Source organism: Rhizobium indigoferae (genome assembly GCF_034554815.1).
Lineage (GTDB): Bacteria > Pseudomonadota > Alphaproteobacteria > Rhizobiales > Rhizobiaceae > Rhizobium > Rhizobium leguminosarum.
Genome location: NZ_CP140635.1, coordinates 3,982,501 through 3,996,949 on the forward strand (window position 1 = coordinate 3,982,501; position 14,449 = coordinate 3,996,949).

The 14,449-nt window shown below is 61.7% G+C and carries 10 protein-coding genes; 2 read left to right on the forward strand and 8 right to left on the reverse strand.

Annotated features, from left to right (window positions below; all coding sequences use genetic code 11):
* Window positions 1-316: 316 nt before the first annotated feature.
* On the forward strand, window positions 317-2,257 hold the full coding sequence (locus U5G49_RS19650; protein WP_018243739.1) for a M23 family metallopeptidase: 1,941 nt from the start codon (window positions 317-319) through the stop codon (window positions 2,255-2,257).
* 98 nt (window positions 2,258-2,355) lie between these two features.
* On the opposite strand, the gene clpB is transcribed toward U5G49_RS19650, so the two are convergent.
* From clpB to U5G49_RS19680, 6 genes are all read right to left on the reverse strand, one after another.
* Complete coding sequence (gene clpB / locus U5G49_RS19655) at window positions 2,356-4,956, reverse strand: ATP-dependent chaperone ClpB (RefSeq protein WP_047623041.1); 2,601 nt, start codon at window positions 4,954-4,956, stop codon at window positions 2,356-2,358.
* A gap of 251 nt (window positions 4,957-5,207) precedes the next feature.
* Window positions 5,208-5,990, reverse strand: coding sequence for a DUF4167 domain-containing protein (locus tag U5G49_RS19660; RefSeq protein ID WP_047623042.1), 783 nt, complete (start codon window positions 5,988-5,990; stop codon window positions 5,208-5,210).
* A gap of 341 nt (window positions 5,991-6,331) precedes the next feature.
* On the reverse strand, window positions 6,332-7,192 hold the full coding sequence (prmC, locus tag U5G49_RS19665; RefSeq protein WP_131701973.1) for a peptide chain release factor N(5)-glutamine methyltransferase: 861 nt from the start codon (window positions 7,190-7,192) through the stop codon (window positions 6,332-6,334).
* Window positions 7,189-8,268: a peptide chain release factor 1 gene (prfA, locus tag U5G49_RS19670; protein WP_047623044.1), complete on the reverse strand. Its 1,080-nt coding sequence runs from the start codon at window positions 8,266-8,268 to the stop codon at window positions 7,189-7,191. Before prfA ends, prmC begins: the two co-directional genes overlap by 4 nt.
* 29 nt (window positions 8,269-8,297) lie before the next feature.
* Window positions 8,298-10,565 (reverse strand): phosphoenolpyruvate--protein phosphotransferase, encoded by a 2,268-nt coding sequence (gene ptsP / locus U5G49_RS19675; protein WP_018243744.1) that lies wholly within the window; start codon window positions 10,563-10,565, stop codon window positions 8,298-8,300.
* 89 nt (window positions 10,566-10,654) lie between these two features.
* A complete protein-coding gene (locus U5G49_RS19680) occupies window positions 10,655-11,929 on the reverse strand; it encodes an aspartate kinase (RefSeq protein ID WP_011653679.1) in 1,275 nt (424 codons plus the stop codon).
* Window positions 11,930-12,225: 296 nt separating this feature from the next.
* On the opposite strand from U5G49_RS19680, the gene ubiG reads away from it, so the two are divergent.
* On the forward strand, window positions 12,226-12,972 hold the full coding sequence (gene ubiG, locus U5G49_RS19685) for a bifunctional 2-polyprenyl-6-hydroxyphenol methylase/3-demethylubiquinol 3-O-methyltransferase UbiG (RefSeq protein WP_193444680.1): 747 nt from the start codon (window positions 12,226-12,228) through the stop codon (window positions 12,970-12,972).
* Window positions 12,973-13,157: 185 nt separating this feature from the next.
* On the opposite strand, the gene U5G49_RS19690 is transcribed toward ubiG, so the two are convergent.
* Both U5G49_RS19690 and U5G49_RS19695 read right to left on the reverse strand, forming a co-directional pair.
* On the reverse strand, window positions 13,158-13,586 hold the full coding sequence (locus U5G49_RS19690) for a DUF1178 family protein (protein WP_018243746.1): 429 nt from the start codon (window positions 13,584-13,586) through the stop codon (window positions 13,158-13,160).
* Window positions 13,583-14,440, reverse strand: a complete 858-nt coding sequence (locus tag U5G49_RS19695; protein WP_193444679.1) for a carbon-nitrogen hydrolase family protein — start codon at window positions 14,438-14,440, stop codon at window positions 13,583-13,585. Before U5G49_RS19695 ends, U5G49_RS19690 begins: the two co-directional genes overlap by 4 nt.
* Window positions 14,441-14,449 lie beyond the last annotated feature (9 nt).

Consider the following 14,449-nt stretch of genomic DNA (forward strand, 5'->3'; position numbering starts at 1 on the left):
TGTTTTTCCAGACAAAATTTCGGGCGACACGCAAATGCGGTCATTTCCCGGATTCCGACCGGCCTGACACGGCCCGGAAAGATGAACGTCTTTCGACTTTTCGTGGAAAGAACGCTCTTTTGTCTCCTGCGCCCCGACATCATCACAATCTGCTGGTCTTAAGAGACATATGATTCACACAGGCAAATGCAGGCAAACTGCCTTTTCCTGAGTGATTTGACTTCCATGCCCAAAATATGCACATCTTTCGCCCCAGCCAGGATGGCCGATAAATGCTCCCACAGACGCCTGATGTAAGGACGCGGACCCGACTGCCATGATGACGGAGAAAATGATGATCCGCTCGTTGGGCAACGAGCCTCCGCTTCTGGCCGACGGCAGGCGTGCGCCCGATCGCCGCGAGGTTTCCTTGCGCTGGCTCTCGGGCACGTTCCTCACCGGCATTACATCATCCGTTCTGATGGGTGTCGCCCTTTTTGCCGCCCTTGATGGCCGCCAGCAACTGGCGATCCCCGCCGAAGCCTATGCGAGCGTTGCGGCGGACGCGCATGAGGATACGACCGTGGTCCGTGGCGGCCGGCTGGTCGCGCCCGCCATTGCAGCAAAACCGTCTGACCGTGCCATCATGGAAGTTTCAACCGTCATCCACGACGGCGAAAAGGAAGTGGTGCGCCGCCAGCCCTTCGCGCATGTGAAGATGACGCTGGCCGCCAATCATGTGGCGACGGAGGACTATCCCGACTTCGATCCCCTGGCGATCTTTTCCGCCGACGAGCCGCAGCCCGCGCCGCAAAGCCGCACCGGCGCGCTTTACGGCTCCGACGTCGAATCCGAAGTCAGCCTGAAGACCATTCCGTTCCCGACCGGCAAGACCGGCATGCAGATGGCATCCGGCCTGTCGCTCGAGGAGGTCGAAGAGAATGTGCGCTCCAACGGCTCGGTACTGACCGACGGCAATACTCAGCTCGCAGCCCTTTATTACGTCGATCCGCGTCGTTTCTCCAACGAGGATGCCGATGTCGATCTGACCGCCGGTCTGTCCGCCCGCGTGCTCGAACAGAACATGACGGTCTCCGCATCGGAATCGATCACGCCGCAGACCGAAGAATTCGCCGACGACATCCTTCCCGTGCGCGTCGACACGCCGATCGCCAAGGCGCTGACGGATTCAGGCTATCCGCAGCAATATGCCGATGGCATTGCCGGCTACATCGCGCAGCAACTGGGTTCCAGTGATCTCGACAAGGGCGACGTGCTGCGCATCGGCATCATCCAGAAGGGCGAACAGGCAAAGATCATCCGAGCCAGCGTCTATCGCGGCACGCGCCATCTCGTCACCGTGGCCGTCGACGACAAGGGCAGATATGTGCCCGGCAGCGAGCCGCCGATGCTGGATGCCATCGCCACCGCCTTCGATGACAATTCCTTCGCACCGCCCCCCGGCCAGAACCTGCCGCGCGTCTATGACGGCATCTATCGTGCTGCCCTTTCCTACGGCATGACCAAGGATATGACGGCGCTGATCATCAAGCTGCTGGCCAGCAATGTCGATTTCCAGGCGCAGCTGAGGCCGACCGACAGTCTCGAGGCTTTCTTCTCCGTCGCCGACAGCGCCGGTCAGGCGACCGAGGATTCCGAACTGCTCTATGTCAACGCCCGTTTCGGCGACACACAGACACGCTTCTACCGCTTCCAGGACCCCGACGACGGCACGGTCGATTACTTCGACGAGAACGGCAAGAGCATCCGCCAGTTCCTGCTGCGCAACCCGGTGCCGAATGGCATCTTCAAATCGGGCTTCGGCATGCGCCGCCACCCCATCCTCGGTTTTGCCCGCATGCACACCGGCGTCGATTGGGCTGCACCCCGCGGCACGGCGATCATCGCCGCCGGCAACGGCACGGTCGAAAAAGCCGGCTGGGATTCCGGCGGTTACGGCAACCAGACGATCGTCCGCCATGCCAATGGCTATGAATCCTCCTACAACCACCAGAGCGCCATCGCCAAGGGCGTCGTCCCCGGCGCCAAGATCCGCCAGGGCCAGGTGATCGGCTGGGTCGGCACGACGGGCGAATCCACCGGCCCACACCTGCATTACGAGCTGATCGTCAACGGCACCAAGGTCGATCCACTGCGCATCCGCCTGCCGGGCGGCAAATCGCTGCAGGGCGAGGCGCTGGCGAAATTCGAGGACGAGCGCAAGCGCATCGATACGCTGCTGAACAACCAGACGCCAGACCAGGTGGCGAGCAAGTAGCGTCCATCTACGCTGGTTCCCCTCCAGGAGACGCCTCGGCCACCAAACGAAAAATGGCGGCCCGAAGCCGCCATTTCCCATCCATCCGGCAAACCGGTTTACGCCGCTTCGCTCACCGTCTGCATCGTCCTGAACTGTAGCCGGTCCGAACCGCTCGTCACCTTTACCGTCGATCCGTCCGGCACCTGGCCAGAAAGGATCTGCTCGGCCAACGGATCCTGCACGAACTTCTGGATCACCCGCTTCAGCGGCCTTGCGCCGTAGACCGGGTCGTAACCCTTGTTCGCCAGCCAGTGGCGGGCTTCCTCGTCGAGATCGATGACGATCTTGCGCTCGGACAGCAGAGCCACCAGCCGCTTCAGCTGGATATCGACGATCGCGCCCATCTCCTCGCGCTTGAGGCGATGGAAGAGAATGATCTCGTCGATGCGGTTCAGGAATTCCGGCCGGAAATGCCCGCGCACGACCTCCATCACCTGCTCGCGAACCGTGTCGCTGTCGTCGCCCTCCTTCAGCTGCGTCAGATATTCGGCGCCGAGGTTCGAGGTCATGATGATCATCGTGTTGCGGAAATCGACCGTCCGGCCCTGGCCGTCGGTCAGACGCCCGTCGTCCAGCACCTGCAGCAATATGTTGAAGACGTCGGGATGCGCCTTTTCGATCTCGTCGAACAGCACGACCTGATAGGGCCTGCGGCGCACGGCTTCGGTCAGCGCTCCGCCTTCGTCATAACCGACATAGCCGGGAGGCGCGCCTATCAGCCGGGCAACGGAGTGCTTCTCCATATATTCCGACATGTCCATACGCACCATCGCCGTTTCGTCGTCGAAGAGGAAGCGGGCAAGCGCCTTGGTGAGCTCCGTCTTGCCCACGCCGGTCGGGCCGAGGAAGATGAACGAGCCGATCGGCCGGTTCGGATCCTGCAGGCCGGCCCGCGCGCGGCGGACGGCGCGCGACACGGCCTGAACCGCATCACCCTGGCCGATCACCGATTTCGCCAGTTCGTCTTCCATCCGAAGCAGCTTGTCGCGTTCGCCTTCCAGCATCCTGTCGACCGGAATGCCGGTCCAGCGGGAAACGACATGGGCGATATTGTCGGGGATAACGACCTCCTGCACCATCGCACCGCGTTCGCCATCCTGCTTCTCAGCGTCGACGAGCTGCTTTTCCAGATCCGGAATGACACCGTAGGTCAGCTCGCCGGCACGTTGGAATTCGCCTTTGCGCTGGGCGATCGCCAGTTCATTGCGTGCATCGTCGAGCTGCTTCTTCAGATCGGCGGCAAGGCCGAGCTTCTGCTTTTCCGCCTGCCAGCGAGCGGTCAGCGCATCGGCTTCCTCTTCGAGGCCGGTCAGTTCGGTCTCCAGCCGCTTCAGCCGGTCGGCAGAGGCAACGTCGGTTTCCTTCTTCAGCGCCTCGCGCTCGATCTTCAGCTGGATGATCCGGCGATCGAGCTCGTCGAGCTCTTCCGGCTTGGAATCCACCTGCATGCGCAGGCGCGCTGCCGCCTCGTCCATCAGGTCGATCGCCTTGTCGGGCAGGAAACGGTCGGTGATATAGCGGTTGGAAAGTGTCGCCGCGGCCACCAGCGCCGCATCGGCGATGCGCACCTTGTGATGCTGCTCGTATTTTTCCTTCAGCCCACGCAAGATCGAGATCGTGTCTTCGACCGTCGGTTCATCGACGACGACGGGCTGGAAGCGGCGGGCAAGGGCCGGATCCTTCTCGACATGTTTGCGATATTCATCAAGCGTGGTCGCGCCGACGCAATGCAGCTCACCGCGGGCAAGGGCGGGCTTCAAGAGGTTGGAGGCGTCCATCGCCCCATCCGCCTTGCCGGCGCCGACCAGCGTGTGCATCTCATCGATGAACAGGATGATCTCGCCGTTCTCAGCCTGGACTTCATTGAGCACGGCCTTCAGCCGCTCCTCGAATTCGCCGCGGTATTTCGCACCGGCAATCAGCGCACCCATGTCGAGCGCCATCAGCTTCTTGTCCTTGAGCGATTCCGGCACGTCGCCGTTGACGATGCGCAGCGCCAGACCCTCGACGATCGCCGTCTTGCCGACCCCTGGTTCGCCGATCAGCACAGGATTGTTCTTGGTGCGGCGCGAAAGCACCTGGATGGTGCGACGGATTTCGTCGTCGCGACCGATCACCGGGTCGAGCTTGCCCTCGCGGGCTTCGGCGGTGAGATCGCGTGCGAACTTCTTCAGCGAATCGAAACCCTGCTCGGCATTGGAGGAATCCGCCGTCCGGCCCTTGCGGATGTCATTGATGACCTGGTTGAGGCCCTGGGCGGTCACGCCTGAATTCTTCAGCGTCGAAAAGGTCGAGGCCGAGGATTCGATCGCCAGCGCCTGCAGCAGGCGCTCTACCGTGACAAAGCTGTCGCCGGCCTTCTTCGCCGCTTCTTCAGCGGTCGAAAGGACCTTGGCGAGAGGTTGCGCCAGATAAATGTTGCCGTTGCCGCCGGAGATCTTCGGCAACTTGGCGAGAGCTGCGTCATTGGCAAGGCGGGCAGCCTTGGCATCGCCGCCGGCGCGCTCGATCAGCGATGCCGCCATACCCTGATCGTCATCGAGCAGGACTTTCAGCACATGTTCGGGCGTAAATTGCTGGTGACCCTGCGCCAGCGCATAGGTCTGGGCGGACTGGATGAAACCGCGCACCCGCTCCGAATATTTCTCGATATTCATATGTACCTCCATGGATCGCCCTGCCCTGACGAGGCGCAGACCGATGATTGAGATCGACCCCCTGAAAAGGCAGGTCGCGCTTTGCCTGTCTGGGATTCGGGCGAAGCAGTTCGAAGAGAATATGGTAGCCTGTTCTGCGAGTTTAAAGAGCCAGTAAAATGAAAATCCCCGGCACAAGGCCGGGGATTTTCAAGCTAATTCGAGCAGATGGCATGAACTTCACACTCTCCCCTGAGGGGGAAGCGAAGTCCTCATTCGGATGCGACGTCAGCCAGCACTGGCGCCTCGGGAGAGGCGCCCTCGCCTTCAGCGGCGGCTTCTTCGCCCTCAGCACCGCGACGCGGGCGACGGGGACGGCTGCCAGTGCTGCGGCGGCGGGGCTGGCGTTCGCGCGGCTGGCCGCCGGCACCTTCCTCGTCCATGGCGACTTCAGCCGGAATGCCTTCGATCTCCGGCTGTGGGCCAGTTCCATCGATGAGTTCGGACTGGGGTGCCGGTGCCGGTGCCTGAGCGGGTACCGGCTTCGGCTGCTGCTGCTGTGCCTGCGGCTGCGGCTGGTGCTGCCTGCTCTGCGGCTGGTGCTGCCTGTTCTGCGGCGGCTGGACGATAACGACGTCGTCGCCGTCATTGTCATTGTCATTCTCATTGTTATCCATATCGTCGCCGTCGCGGTCCACACCTTCGCGATCATTGTACTCGCCGCGGTCGTCGCGCTGGAAGCGTTCCTGCATCTGCGCCTGGGCGCTTGCGATGATACGATTATAGTGTTCGGCGTGCTGGAGATAGTTCTCGGCAATCACGCGATCGCCGGAGCTTTGGGCGTCGCGGGCGAGCTGCGCGTATTTTTCGGCGATATGCTGCGCAGTACCGCGAATCTTCACATCGGGGCCGGAGCTGTCATAGGTCCGGGTCAGCGGATTGCCGCCCTTGCGGTTGAAATTGTTGTTATTGTTATTTCCACCGCCGCCGCCACCGCCGCCGTTGTTATTGTTACCACGCCCTCGACCGCGCTTGTTCTGCTGTCCTGGCCTCATAGATCGTTCACCTGAATTCTCTGTTTGTGATGGATACATGGCACCAACCGCCATGACCGGAAACCGGGTCAGGACCTTTGTGCCGCGAGCATACTGCGCCTTTGCGCCGACCTGCCGCTTGGTTCTCAAGTCAGTTTGACTGATTCACGCATTGGGTCGTGTTCAACCGTTGAAACTCTCGTTTAAAAGAGCGGACCCCCGAGGCAAACCAAGTACCGAACGAATCTCGTTCATTCCTATCTGCCCAACACGTGACCGCAACCTATATTGCTTCACCGGGAAATCCAAGCCTTTTCTTCGCAATAACAATAATGTCCTGTTCAATGCCGGATTGTCGTCTCTCACGTGAGCGCGAACACGAGCACCCTGTCGTTCTGACCATAATCTTTCACGGATTTGAGGCACCTGAAGCCTTTCGCTTCAAAGATCGCCGTCACGTCGTTTCGCTGATCGTAGCCGATCTCCAGTCCGACGACCCCATCGGGCCTGATGAACCTTGCCGCATCCTTGGCTATGGCTTTGTAAGCGTCAAGCCCATCCGGGCCGCCATCCAGAGCCGCAGCCGGATCAAATTTCGTCACTTCGGGAGCGAGATCGTGAATGACATTGGAAGCAATATAGGGCGGATTTGAGACAATCGCGTGAAACGATCCCTGGATGTTCGCGAACCAACTCGACTGGACGACCTGAAAACGATCCTGCAACCCGCTTCTTTCTGCATTCGATCTTGCCGTCAGAAGTGCATCCGCCGATATGTCGCTGCCGACACCTGACGCATCAGGACACTCGCTCAAAAGCGCAAGGCATATCGCCCCGGTCCCGGTTCCCATGTCAAGGATATGGAGACGGCTTTGCGCCTTTGCAAGGTCTTTGAGATAGACGAGAACCGTATCGACCAGGATTTCCGTATCCGGCCGCGGTTCCAGCGTTTCCGCCGAGAGCCGCAGCGGCAGGCCATAGAATTCCCGCTCGCCGAGAATGCGATGCACCGGCTCATGGCCGAGCCGCCGCTCCAGCGCCTTGAAAATCACTTCGGCCTGTTCAGGAGAAAGCCTCTCGGCCGATCGCGTCAACAGCTCGGTCGGCGACAATTTCAGAAGGCCCGCGACAAGCAGCCGCGCATCGGTCGCCGGGTCGACGATACCGGCTTCGGTGAAGCGACGGCGCGCTTCGGCAAGCATTTCGGCGACCGTCGAGCTCATTGTTGCTCGCCGAGCTGCGCCAGCTGGCTGGCCTGGTAATCGGCCATCAGCGCGTCGACGACCTCCTCGATCTCGCCTTCCATCATTCGGTCAAGCTTATAGAGCGTCAGATTGATGCGATGGTCCGTCACCCGCCCCTGCGGGAAATTATAGGTGCGGATACGTTCCGAGCGGTCGCCGGAGCCGACCTGGCTTTTGCGATCGGCAGAGCGCTCGCTGTCGGCCCTCTGCCGCTCCGCGTCATAAAGCCTGGAGCGCAGCACCTGCATCGCCTTGGCGCGATTTTGGTGTTGCGATTTTTCCGAGCTGGTGACGACGATGCCGCTCGGCAGGTGGGTGATACGCACCGCCGAGTCCGTCGTATTGACGTGCTGGCCGCCCGCGCCCGAAGAGCGCATCGTGTCGATGCGGATGTCTTCAGCCCGGATCTCGATGTCGATCTCCTCGGCCTCGGGCAGCACCGCCACCGTTGCCGCCGACGTATGGATGCGGCCTCCCGCCTCAGTTTCCGGCACGCGCTGCACGCGATGTACGCCGGATTCGAATTTCAGCTTGGCAAAGACGCCCCTGCCGGTGATCGTCGCGATGATTTCCTTGTAGCCACCGGCTTCGCCCTCGCTCGCAGAGAGCACCTCCACCTTCCAGCCCTTTTCCGCCGCAAAGCGCTCGTACATGCGAAACAGATCGCCGGCGAAAAGAGCGGCTTCCGAGCCGCCCGTGCCGGCGCGGATTTCAAGGATCGCGCTCTTTTCATCCGCTGCATCCTTCGGCAGAAGCAGGATCTGCATCTCCTGTTCCAGCACCTCGATCTGCTCTTTCACCTCGGGCAGCTCCAGCTCGGCGAGGTCGCGCATCTCGCGGTCGACCGACCTGTCCTCGAGCAGCGTTTCGAGATCGGCAAGCTCGGCGACCGCTTTCTCATAGACGCGGATCTTCGTCACGACAGGCTGCAGCTCGGAATATTCGGATGCGAGCTTCACATAGACTTCGGCAGCCGGGCCAGCCGACATGCGCGCCTCGATCTCGCCGAAACGACGTTCCAGCTCGCGCATCTTTTCAACGGGAAGCTTCGCCACCCTTCACTCCGATTCTTCTTAATCTCTGTCTAAAGGGGAATATTGTGGCTCTCGGCGAAGCGGGCAAGCACCTCGCGCATCGGCGTCAAGGCGTGGTGATCGTCCAGCACCTCGTCCATCGCCTTCGTCAGCGCCCCGACATCGAGCCCTAGCAGCATCGCCTTCACCGGTCCGATCGAGGCCGGTGACATCGAGATCGAGCGGAAGCCGATACCGAGCAGCGCCATCGCCGAGATGGGTTTGCTGGCGAGCTCGCCGCAGAGTGTCACCGGCGTCTTGTTCCGCTCCGCCCCGCGCACGATATCGCGCAGGATGCGCAAGAACGGCTTGCCCAGCGGATCGAAGCGGTCCGAAACCCGTGCATTGCCGCGATCGACCGCCATCGAGAACTGGAAGAGGTCGTTCGAACCGACCGAGACGAAATCGACCGCCTCCATCAGTTCGTCGAGCTGCCAAAGCAGGGCCGGCACCTCCAGCATCGCCCCGAATTGCAGCTTGCGCGGCAAGCCGTGGCCGAAGCGTGAGAGATGCTGCACTTCCTTCTGCAAAAGCTCGCGCACCATCTTCAACTCGGAAACTTCGGTCACCATCGGCACCATCAGCTTCAGCTCGGTGTCGGCCGATGCCTTCAGCAGGGCGCGCAACTGGGTCCGCAACAGTCCCGGCCGGTCGAGCGACAGCCGGATGGCGCGCCAACCGAGGGCTGGATTTTCTTCCTCATGGCCGCGGAAATAGGGCACCACCTTATCGCCGCCGATATCGAGCGTACGGAAGGTGACGGTGCGGCCCGCCGCCTGTTTGATCACATTGCGATAGAACTGCTCCTGCTCATCCGCCTTCGGCATGGTGGAGGCGATCATGAATTGCAGCTCGGTGCGGAAAAGGCCGATGCCCTCGGCACCCGATTCCGAAAGCTGCGGCAGGTCGACCAACAGCCCCGCATTCATCATCAGCGAGATCCGCTGCCCATCCTTGGTCACCGGCTCGACGGCGCGCAGTGCCCGGAACTGTTCCTGCCGCCTGGCGCGGAAGCGGACCTTTTCCTCATAGGAACGCCGGTGATCGGCCATCGGCCGCAGATGCACATGCCCCTCGTCGGCGTCGATGATCACGGCATCACCATTCTCGGCGAGCGCCACCACACCCGCCGCCTGGCCGATGACCGGAATGCCCATGGCGCGTGCGACGATCACCACGTGGCTCGTCACCGCCCCTTCTTCCAACACCAGCCCACGCACATTGGAACGCGGATAATCGAGCAGCTCGGCTGCCCCCATGGCGCGCGCCAGGATGATTGCGTCGCTGGGGAAACCTTCGGCGGTCGTCCGGCCGGTATAACCCGTCAACTGTCTGAGCAGCCGGTTCGCGAGATCCTCGAAATCATGCATGCGTTCGCGCAGATAAGGGTCGGTCAACCGCATCATCCGCGCCTTGGTGTCGCTCTGCACCTTCTCGACCGCCGCTTCCGCCGTCAGGCCGTTGCGGATCGCCTCCTCGAGCTTGCGCACCCAGCCCTGGTCATGCGCGAACATGCGATAGGTTTCGAGCACCTCACGATGCTCGCCCTCCATCGATACGTCGCGACGCGACAGCATGTCGTCGATCGAAATCCGAAGCGAGCCCATGGCTTCGGCCAGCCGCCGGATTTCCTTCTCGGCATCTTCGTTCAGCAGGTTGGTGACGACGATGCGCGGCTCGTGCAGCACGACGTAACCGAGGCCGATGCCGTCATTATAAGTGTCGCCGTCGACGGTCACCGAACGCGTCAGGTCGAGTTCGAGGCCCGGCTTGGTGATCTTCTTGAGCTCGCCGGTGGCGATCATCTCGGCAAGCACCATCGCGGTCGTCTCGAGCGCTTCCAGCTCTTCCTCGCGATAGTTGCGGCTTGCCTTGTTCTGCACGACGAGAACGCCGAGTGAGCGCCCGGTCCTGAGGATCGGCACACCGAGGAAGGAATGGTAGATTTCTTCGCCCGTTTCCGGCAGGTAGCGGAAAGCAGGGTGCGACTGCGCGTCGGAAAGGTTCAGCGGCTGGGCCGAGGCCGCGATCGTGCCGACCAGGCCCTGCCCCATCTTCAGTTGCGCCAGATGCACGGCCTCGCGGTTGAGGCCTTCGGTCGCGTAGAGTTCGAGTACGCCGTCGGCACGCAGCACATAGACAGAGCAAACCTCCGCCACCATATTGCCGGCAATCTGGCGGACGATCCGGTCAAGACGCTCCTGCGGCTCCAGCGGCTCCGCCATCAACTCGCGCAGCCGCCTGAGCAGCACGCGCGGACCGCCGGAAAGGTCTCTCATGGCGTCTCAAGCTCCCGAAACAACGCACTCAGTCCCGGCAGGCCGGCCCTCGTCTCCTCAACCTGAAGGGGCAGGCCGCCCACTGGGAATCAATTCTTATCCAGACCGTAGCAGGAATGCAAAGTCCTGACAGCGAGTTCTGCATAGGGACCGTCGATCAGGATGGAAATCTTGATCTCGGAGGTCGTGATCGCCTTGATGTTGATGCCTTTTTCGGCAAGTGCACGAAATGCGGTCGCGGCAACGCCCGCGTGGCTGCGCATGCCGATGCCGATGACCGATACTTTCACCAGCCCCGATTCGTTCTGCACGACATCGTAGCCGATCTTCTCCTTATGGTCGCCGAGCACCTTGATCGCCTTCTCGACGTCGCCTGATGGCACGGTGAAGGTCATGTCGGTCTTCGACCCATCCTCGGAGATATTCTGGACGATCATGTCGACATTGATATGGGATTCGGCAAGCGGCCCGAAGATCGCCGCGGACACGCCCGGCCGGTCGGCAAGACGGCGAAGCGAGATCTGAGCCTCATCCTTGGCATAGGCGATGCCGGTGACTACTTCCTGTTCCACGATTTCATCCTCGTCACAAATCAGCGTTCCGGGCGGGTTCAGCAGATCACCCATGCCCGGAGCATCGGGATCTTCGAATGATGAGCGCACGAAGGTGCGCACCTTGTGTACCATGGCAAGCTCGACCGAGCGCACCTGCAGTACCTTGGCGCCAAGCGAGGCCATTTCCAGCATTTCCTCGAAGGCGATCTTCTTCAGCCTGCGCGCCTTCGGCACGATGCGCGGGTCGGTCGTGTAGACGCCGTCGACGTCAGTATAGATATCACAGCGGTCTGCCTTGACAGCCGCCGCGATTGCGACGGCCGAAGTGTCCGATCCGCCGCGCCCGAGCGTCGCGATACGGTTGTCGGGTCCCAACCCCTGGAAGCCGGAGATGACGGCGACCTGCCCCTCACCCATGCGTTTGACGATGTCAGAGCCGTCAATCTCCATGATCCGCGCCGCGCCATGCGCGTTGTCGGTGCGGATCGGGATCTGCCATCCCTGCCAGGAACGGGCATTGATATCCATCGCCTGCAATGCGATCGCCAGCAGCCCGGATGTCACCTGCTCGCCGGATGCGACCACCGCGTCATATTCCCGCGCATCGTAAAACGGAGAATTGGCGCCGATCACCTTCGGCGTGCCCTGGACCCAGCCAACCAGTTCATTTGTCTTGCCGGACATGGCCGACACCACCACCGCGACCTCGTGCCCGGCATCGACTTCGCGTTTTACGTGGCGGGCAACATTCTTGATGCGGTCCAGGTCAGCGACGGACGTGCCGCCGAATTTCATTACGATGCGTGCCATATGCCTCTACCACGACTGGCGCCGGGAAAGCGGAAAACCGGACCCGGCATCACGAAAGCTCTGGGGCAGACCACTTGGCCAGAGAGCCGGATTCCCAATTTCCGGAACCGCTCTAAAGCCCAGGTCCCCAAAGGCCCCAAGTTGCGGCGTCTCTTAGCGAGTTTGGCGGGGGGAGGCAAGCGCGGGCGATAAAAGCTATTGGCGAGCGGTTCCGCCCTCGTCAGTCCTCTGGTCTGCACCCTTGACTTATGCCCCCGATCGTCCGACTTCACATCTCACGAATGAAGGAGTGGACGATGACGGAAGGCGCCAGAAGCACGATCGACCAAGGTGAAGTGGACCGCTTCTCGGCGATGGCGGCGGAATGGTGGAGCCCGACCGGCAAATTCAAGCCGCTGCACAAGTTCAATCCCGTCCGGCTCGCCTATATAAGAGACAAAGCCTGCGAGAATTTCGGCCGTGATCCGAAAAGCGCGCGCCCGCTCGAGGGCCTGCGCGTGCTCGATATCGGCTGCGGCGGCGGCCTGTTATCCGAACCTGTCGCCCGCATGGGCGCGTCCGTCGTCGGCGCCGATCCGTCCGAGAAGAACATTGGCATCGCCTCCACCCATGCGAGGGCCTCCGGCGTTTCGGTCGACTATCGCGCCGTCACCGCCGAGGAGCTCGCCGAGGCTGGCGAGACCTTCGATATCGTCTTGAACATGGAGGTGGTGGAACACGTCGCCGATGTCGAATTCTTCATGACGACCTGCGCGAAAATGGTCCGGCCCGGCGGCCTGATCTTCGTTGCCACCATCAACCGTACGATGAAGGCGGCAGCGCTTGCCATCTTCGCCGCCGAGAACATTCTGCGCTGGCTGCCGCGCGGCACGCATCAGTATGAAAAGCTGGTACGCCCGGAAGAGCTGGAAAAGCCGCTGGCCGCAAACGGCCTCGAGATCACCGACCGCACCGGCGTCTTCTTCAATCCGCTGTCGAACCAATGGAACCTGTCCAAGGATATGGACGTGAATTATATGCTGCTGGCGAAGCGGCCGGCTTAGAGCATGTCGCGCAAAACTGTGCAGCGGTTTTGCGACAACGACATGCGCAAAAACAAAGGCCTAAAGCGCGAGGAGCGAATCTGAAAGATCGCGACGCGCTTTAGTCCCGCCGTCAATAAGCCGGCTACACTTTCAGCGCGATACGCAGGCCGAAATCATAGAAGGCGAGCGGCGTGGACTACACGTCAGTTTACGTCTTCCGGCAAAACAGGAATGGCTGCGATCTCGATGCCCTCTTCGAGGAGGGCCTGCGCCTCGTCGAACGTGGCCTGGCCGATGATGCCGCGGGCATCCGCCTCGCCGTAGTGGATCTTGCGGGCTTCCTCGGGAAATTGCGTGCCGACGTCCTCGGAATTGGCCTTGACCGCCGCAACGGCCTCCTTGAGCTTTTGCAGGGCCTCCCGGCGCATGGCATCCATCGCCAGCGTCTGCCTCTCGTCCTTCTTCCGCGCTGTCGACACCGAAGGCGCCATCAACAGCTTGGAAATGGCGGCGGAATGACAGACCGGGCAGGTCAGAAAACCGGTTTCGACCTGACGATCGAAATCGGCGCTTTCCGAAAACCAGCCTTCGAATTCATGGGCATTGTCACAGGTGAGGGAATAGCGGATCAAGCGGCGACGCCTCCGGCGACTGCTCCCGCAATCTTCTCGACCGAGAATTCCCGGCCATTCCTCAGGTTCGGGATCTTGTCATGCGCGGCCTTGACCGCGGCGGGATCGATCTCGGCGACGATAACCGCCGCACCGGTGGCGCCGGCCGACGCCAGCACCGTGCCCCAGGGATCGATGATCATCGAATGGCCGAAAGTCTCGCGCCCGTCCTCGTGCCGGCCGGCCTGCGCGGCGGCGATGACGAAGACACCGTTCTCGATCGCCCGTGCCCTGAGGAGGATCTCCCAATGCGCCTCGCCGGTCTGCTTGGTGAAGGCGGCGGGCACCGTCATCACTTCAGCGCCGGCCATGGCCTGGGCGCGGAAGAGCGCGGGAAACCGCACGTCGTAACAGATCGCAAAGCCGATTTCGGCAAAGGGTAGCGACAGGACACGGGCCTCCGAGCCGGCTGTATAGGCGGCACTTTCACGCCAGCTCTCGCCATTGTCGAGATCGACGTCGAACATATGGATCTTGTCGTAGCGATTGAGAATCCTGCCGTCGGGACCGAACAGGAAACCGCGATTGGCGATCTTGCCGTCGGCAAGGGCAATCGCTGTCGAACCGACATGCATGTGAATACCGAGCTCCACGGCAAGCTCTGAGCCTGTCTTGACGATGATGTCATGCGCCTCGTCGGCAAGCACGGCGCGTGCCGCCGCACGGTCTCGCTGCAGCATGCCGGTCATCTCGGGCGTCTGCACATAGGTCGCGCCCTGGGCAGCGGCCTCGCGCACCAGCCGCGCCATGGCGGCGGCATTCTTCGCCGGATCGACCCCGGAGCACATCTGGACAGCTGCGGCCTTGAAGCTCATCGGTTCTTC

Coding starts and splice junctions, on each gene's coding strand:
- U5G49_RS19660 (WP_047623042.1), bottom strand. CDS start 5,990: ATGAGGCCAGGACAGCAGAACAAGCGCGGTCGAGGGCGTGGTAACAAT.
- U5G49_RS19650 (WP_018243739.1), top strand. CDS start 317: ATGATGACGGAGAAAATGATGATCCGCTCGTTGGGCAACGAGCCTCCG.
- ptsP (WP_018243744.1), bottom strand. CDS start 10,565: ATGAGAGACCTTTCCGGCGGTCCGCGCGTGCTGCTCAGGCGGCTGCGC.
- U5G49_RS19695 (WP_193444679.1), bottom strand. CDS start 14,440: ATGAGCTTCAAGGCCGCAGCTGTCCAGATGTGCTCCGGGGTCGATCCG.
- clpB (WP_047623041.1), bottom strand. CDS start 4,956: ATGAATATCGAGAAATATTCGGAGCGGGTGCGCGGTTTCATCCAGTCC.
- ubiG (WP_193444680.1), top strand. CDS start 12,226: ATGACGGAAGGCGCCAGAAGCACGATCGACCAAGGTGAAGTGGACCGC.
- prmC (WP_131701973.1), bottom strand. CDS start 7,192: ATGAGCTCGACGGTCGCCGAAATGCTTGCCGAAGCGCGCCGTCGCTTC.
- U5G49_RS19680 (WP_011653679.1), bottom strand. CDS start 11,929: ATGGCACGCATCGTAATGAAATTCGGCGGCACGTCCGTCGCTGACCTG.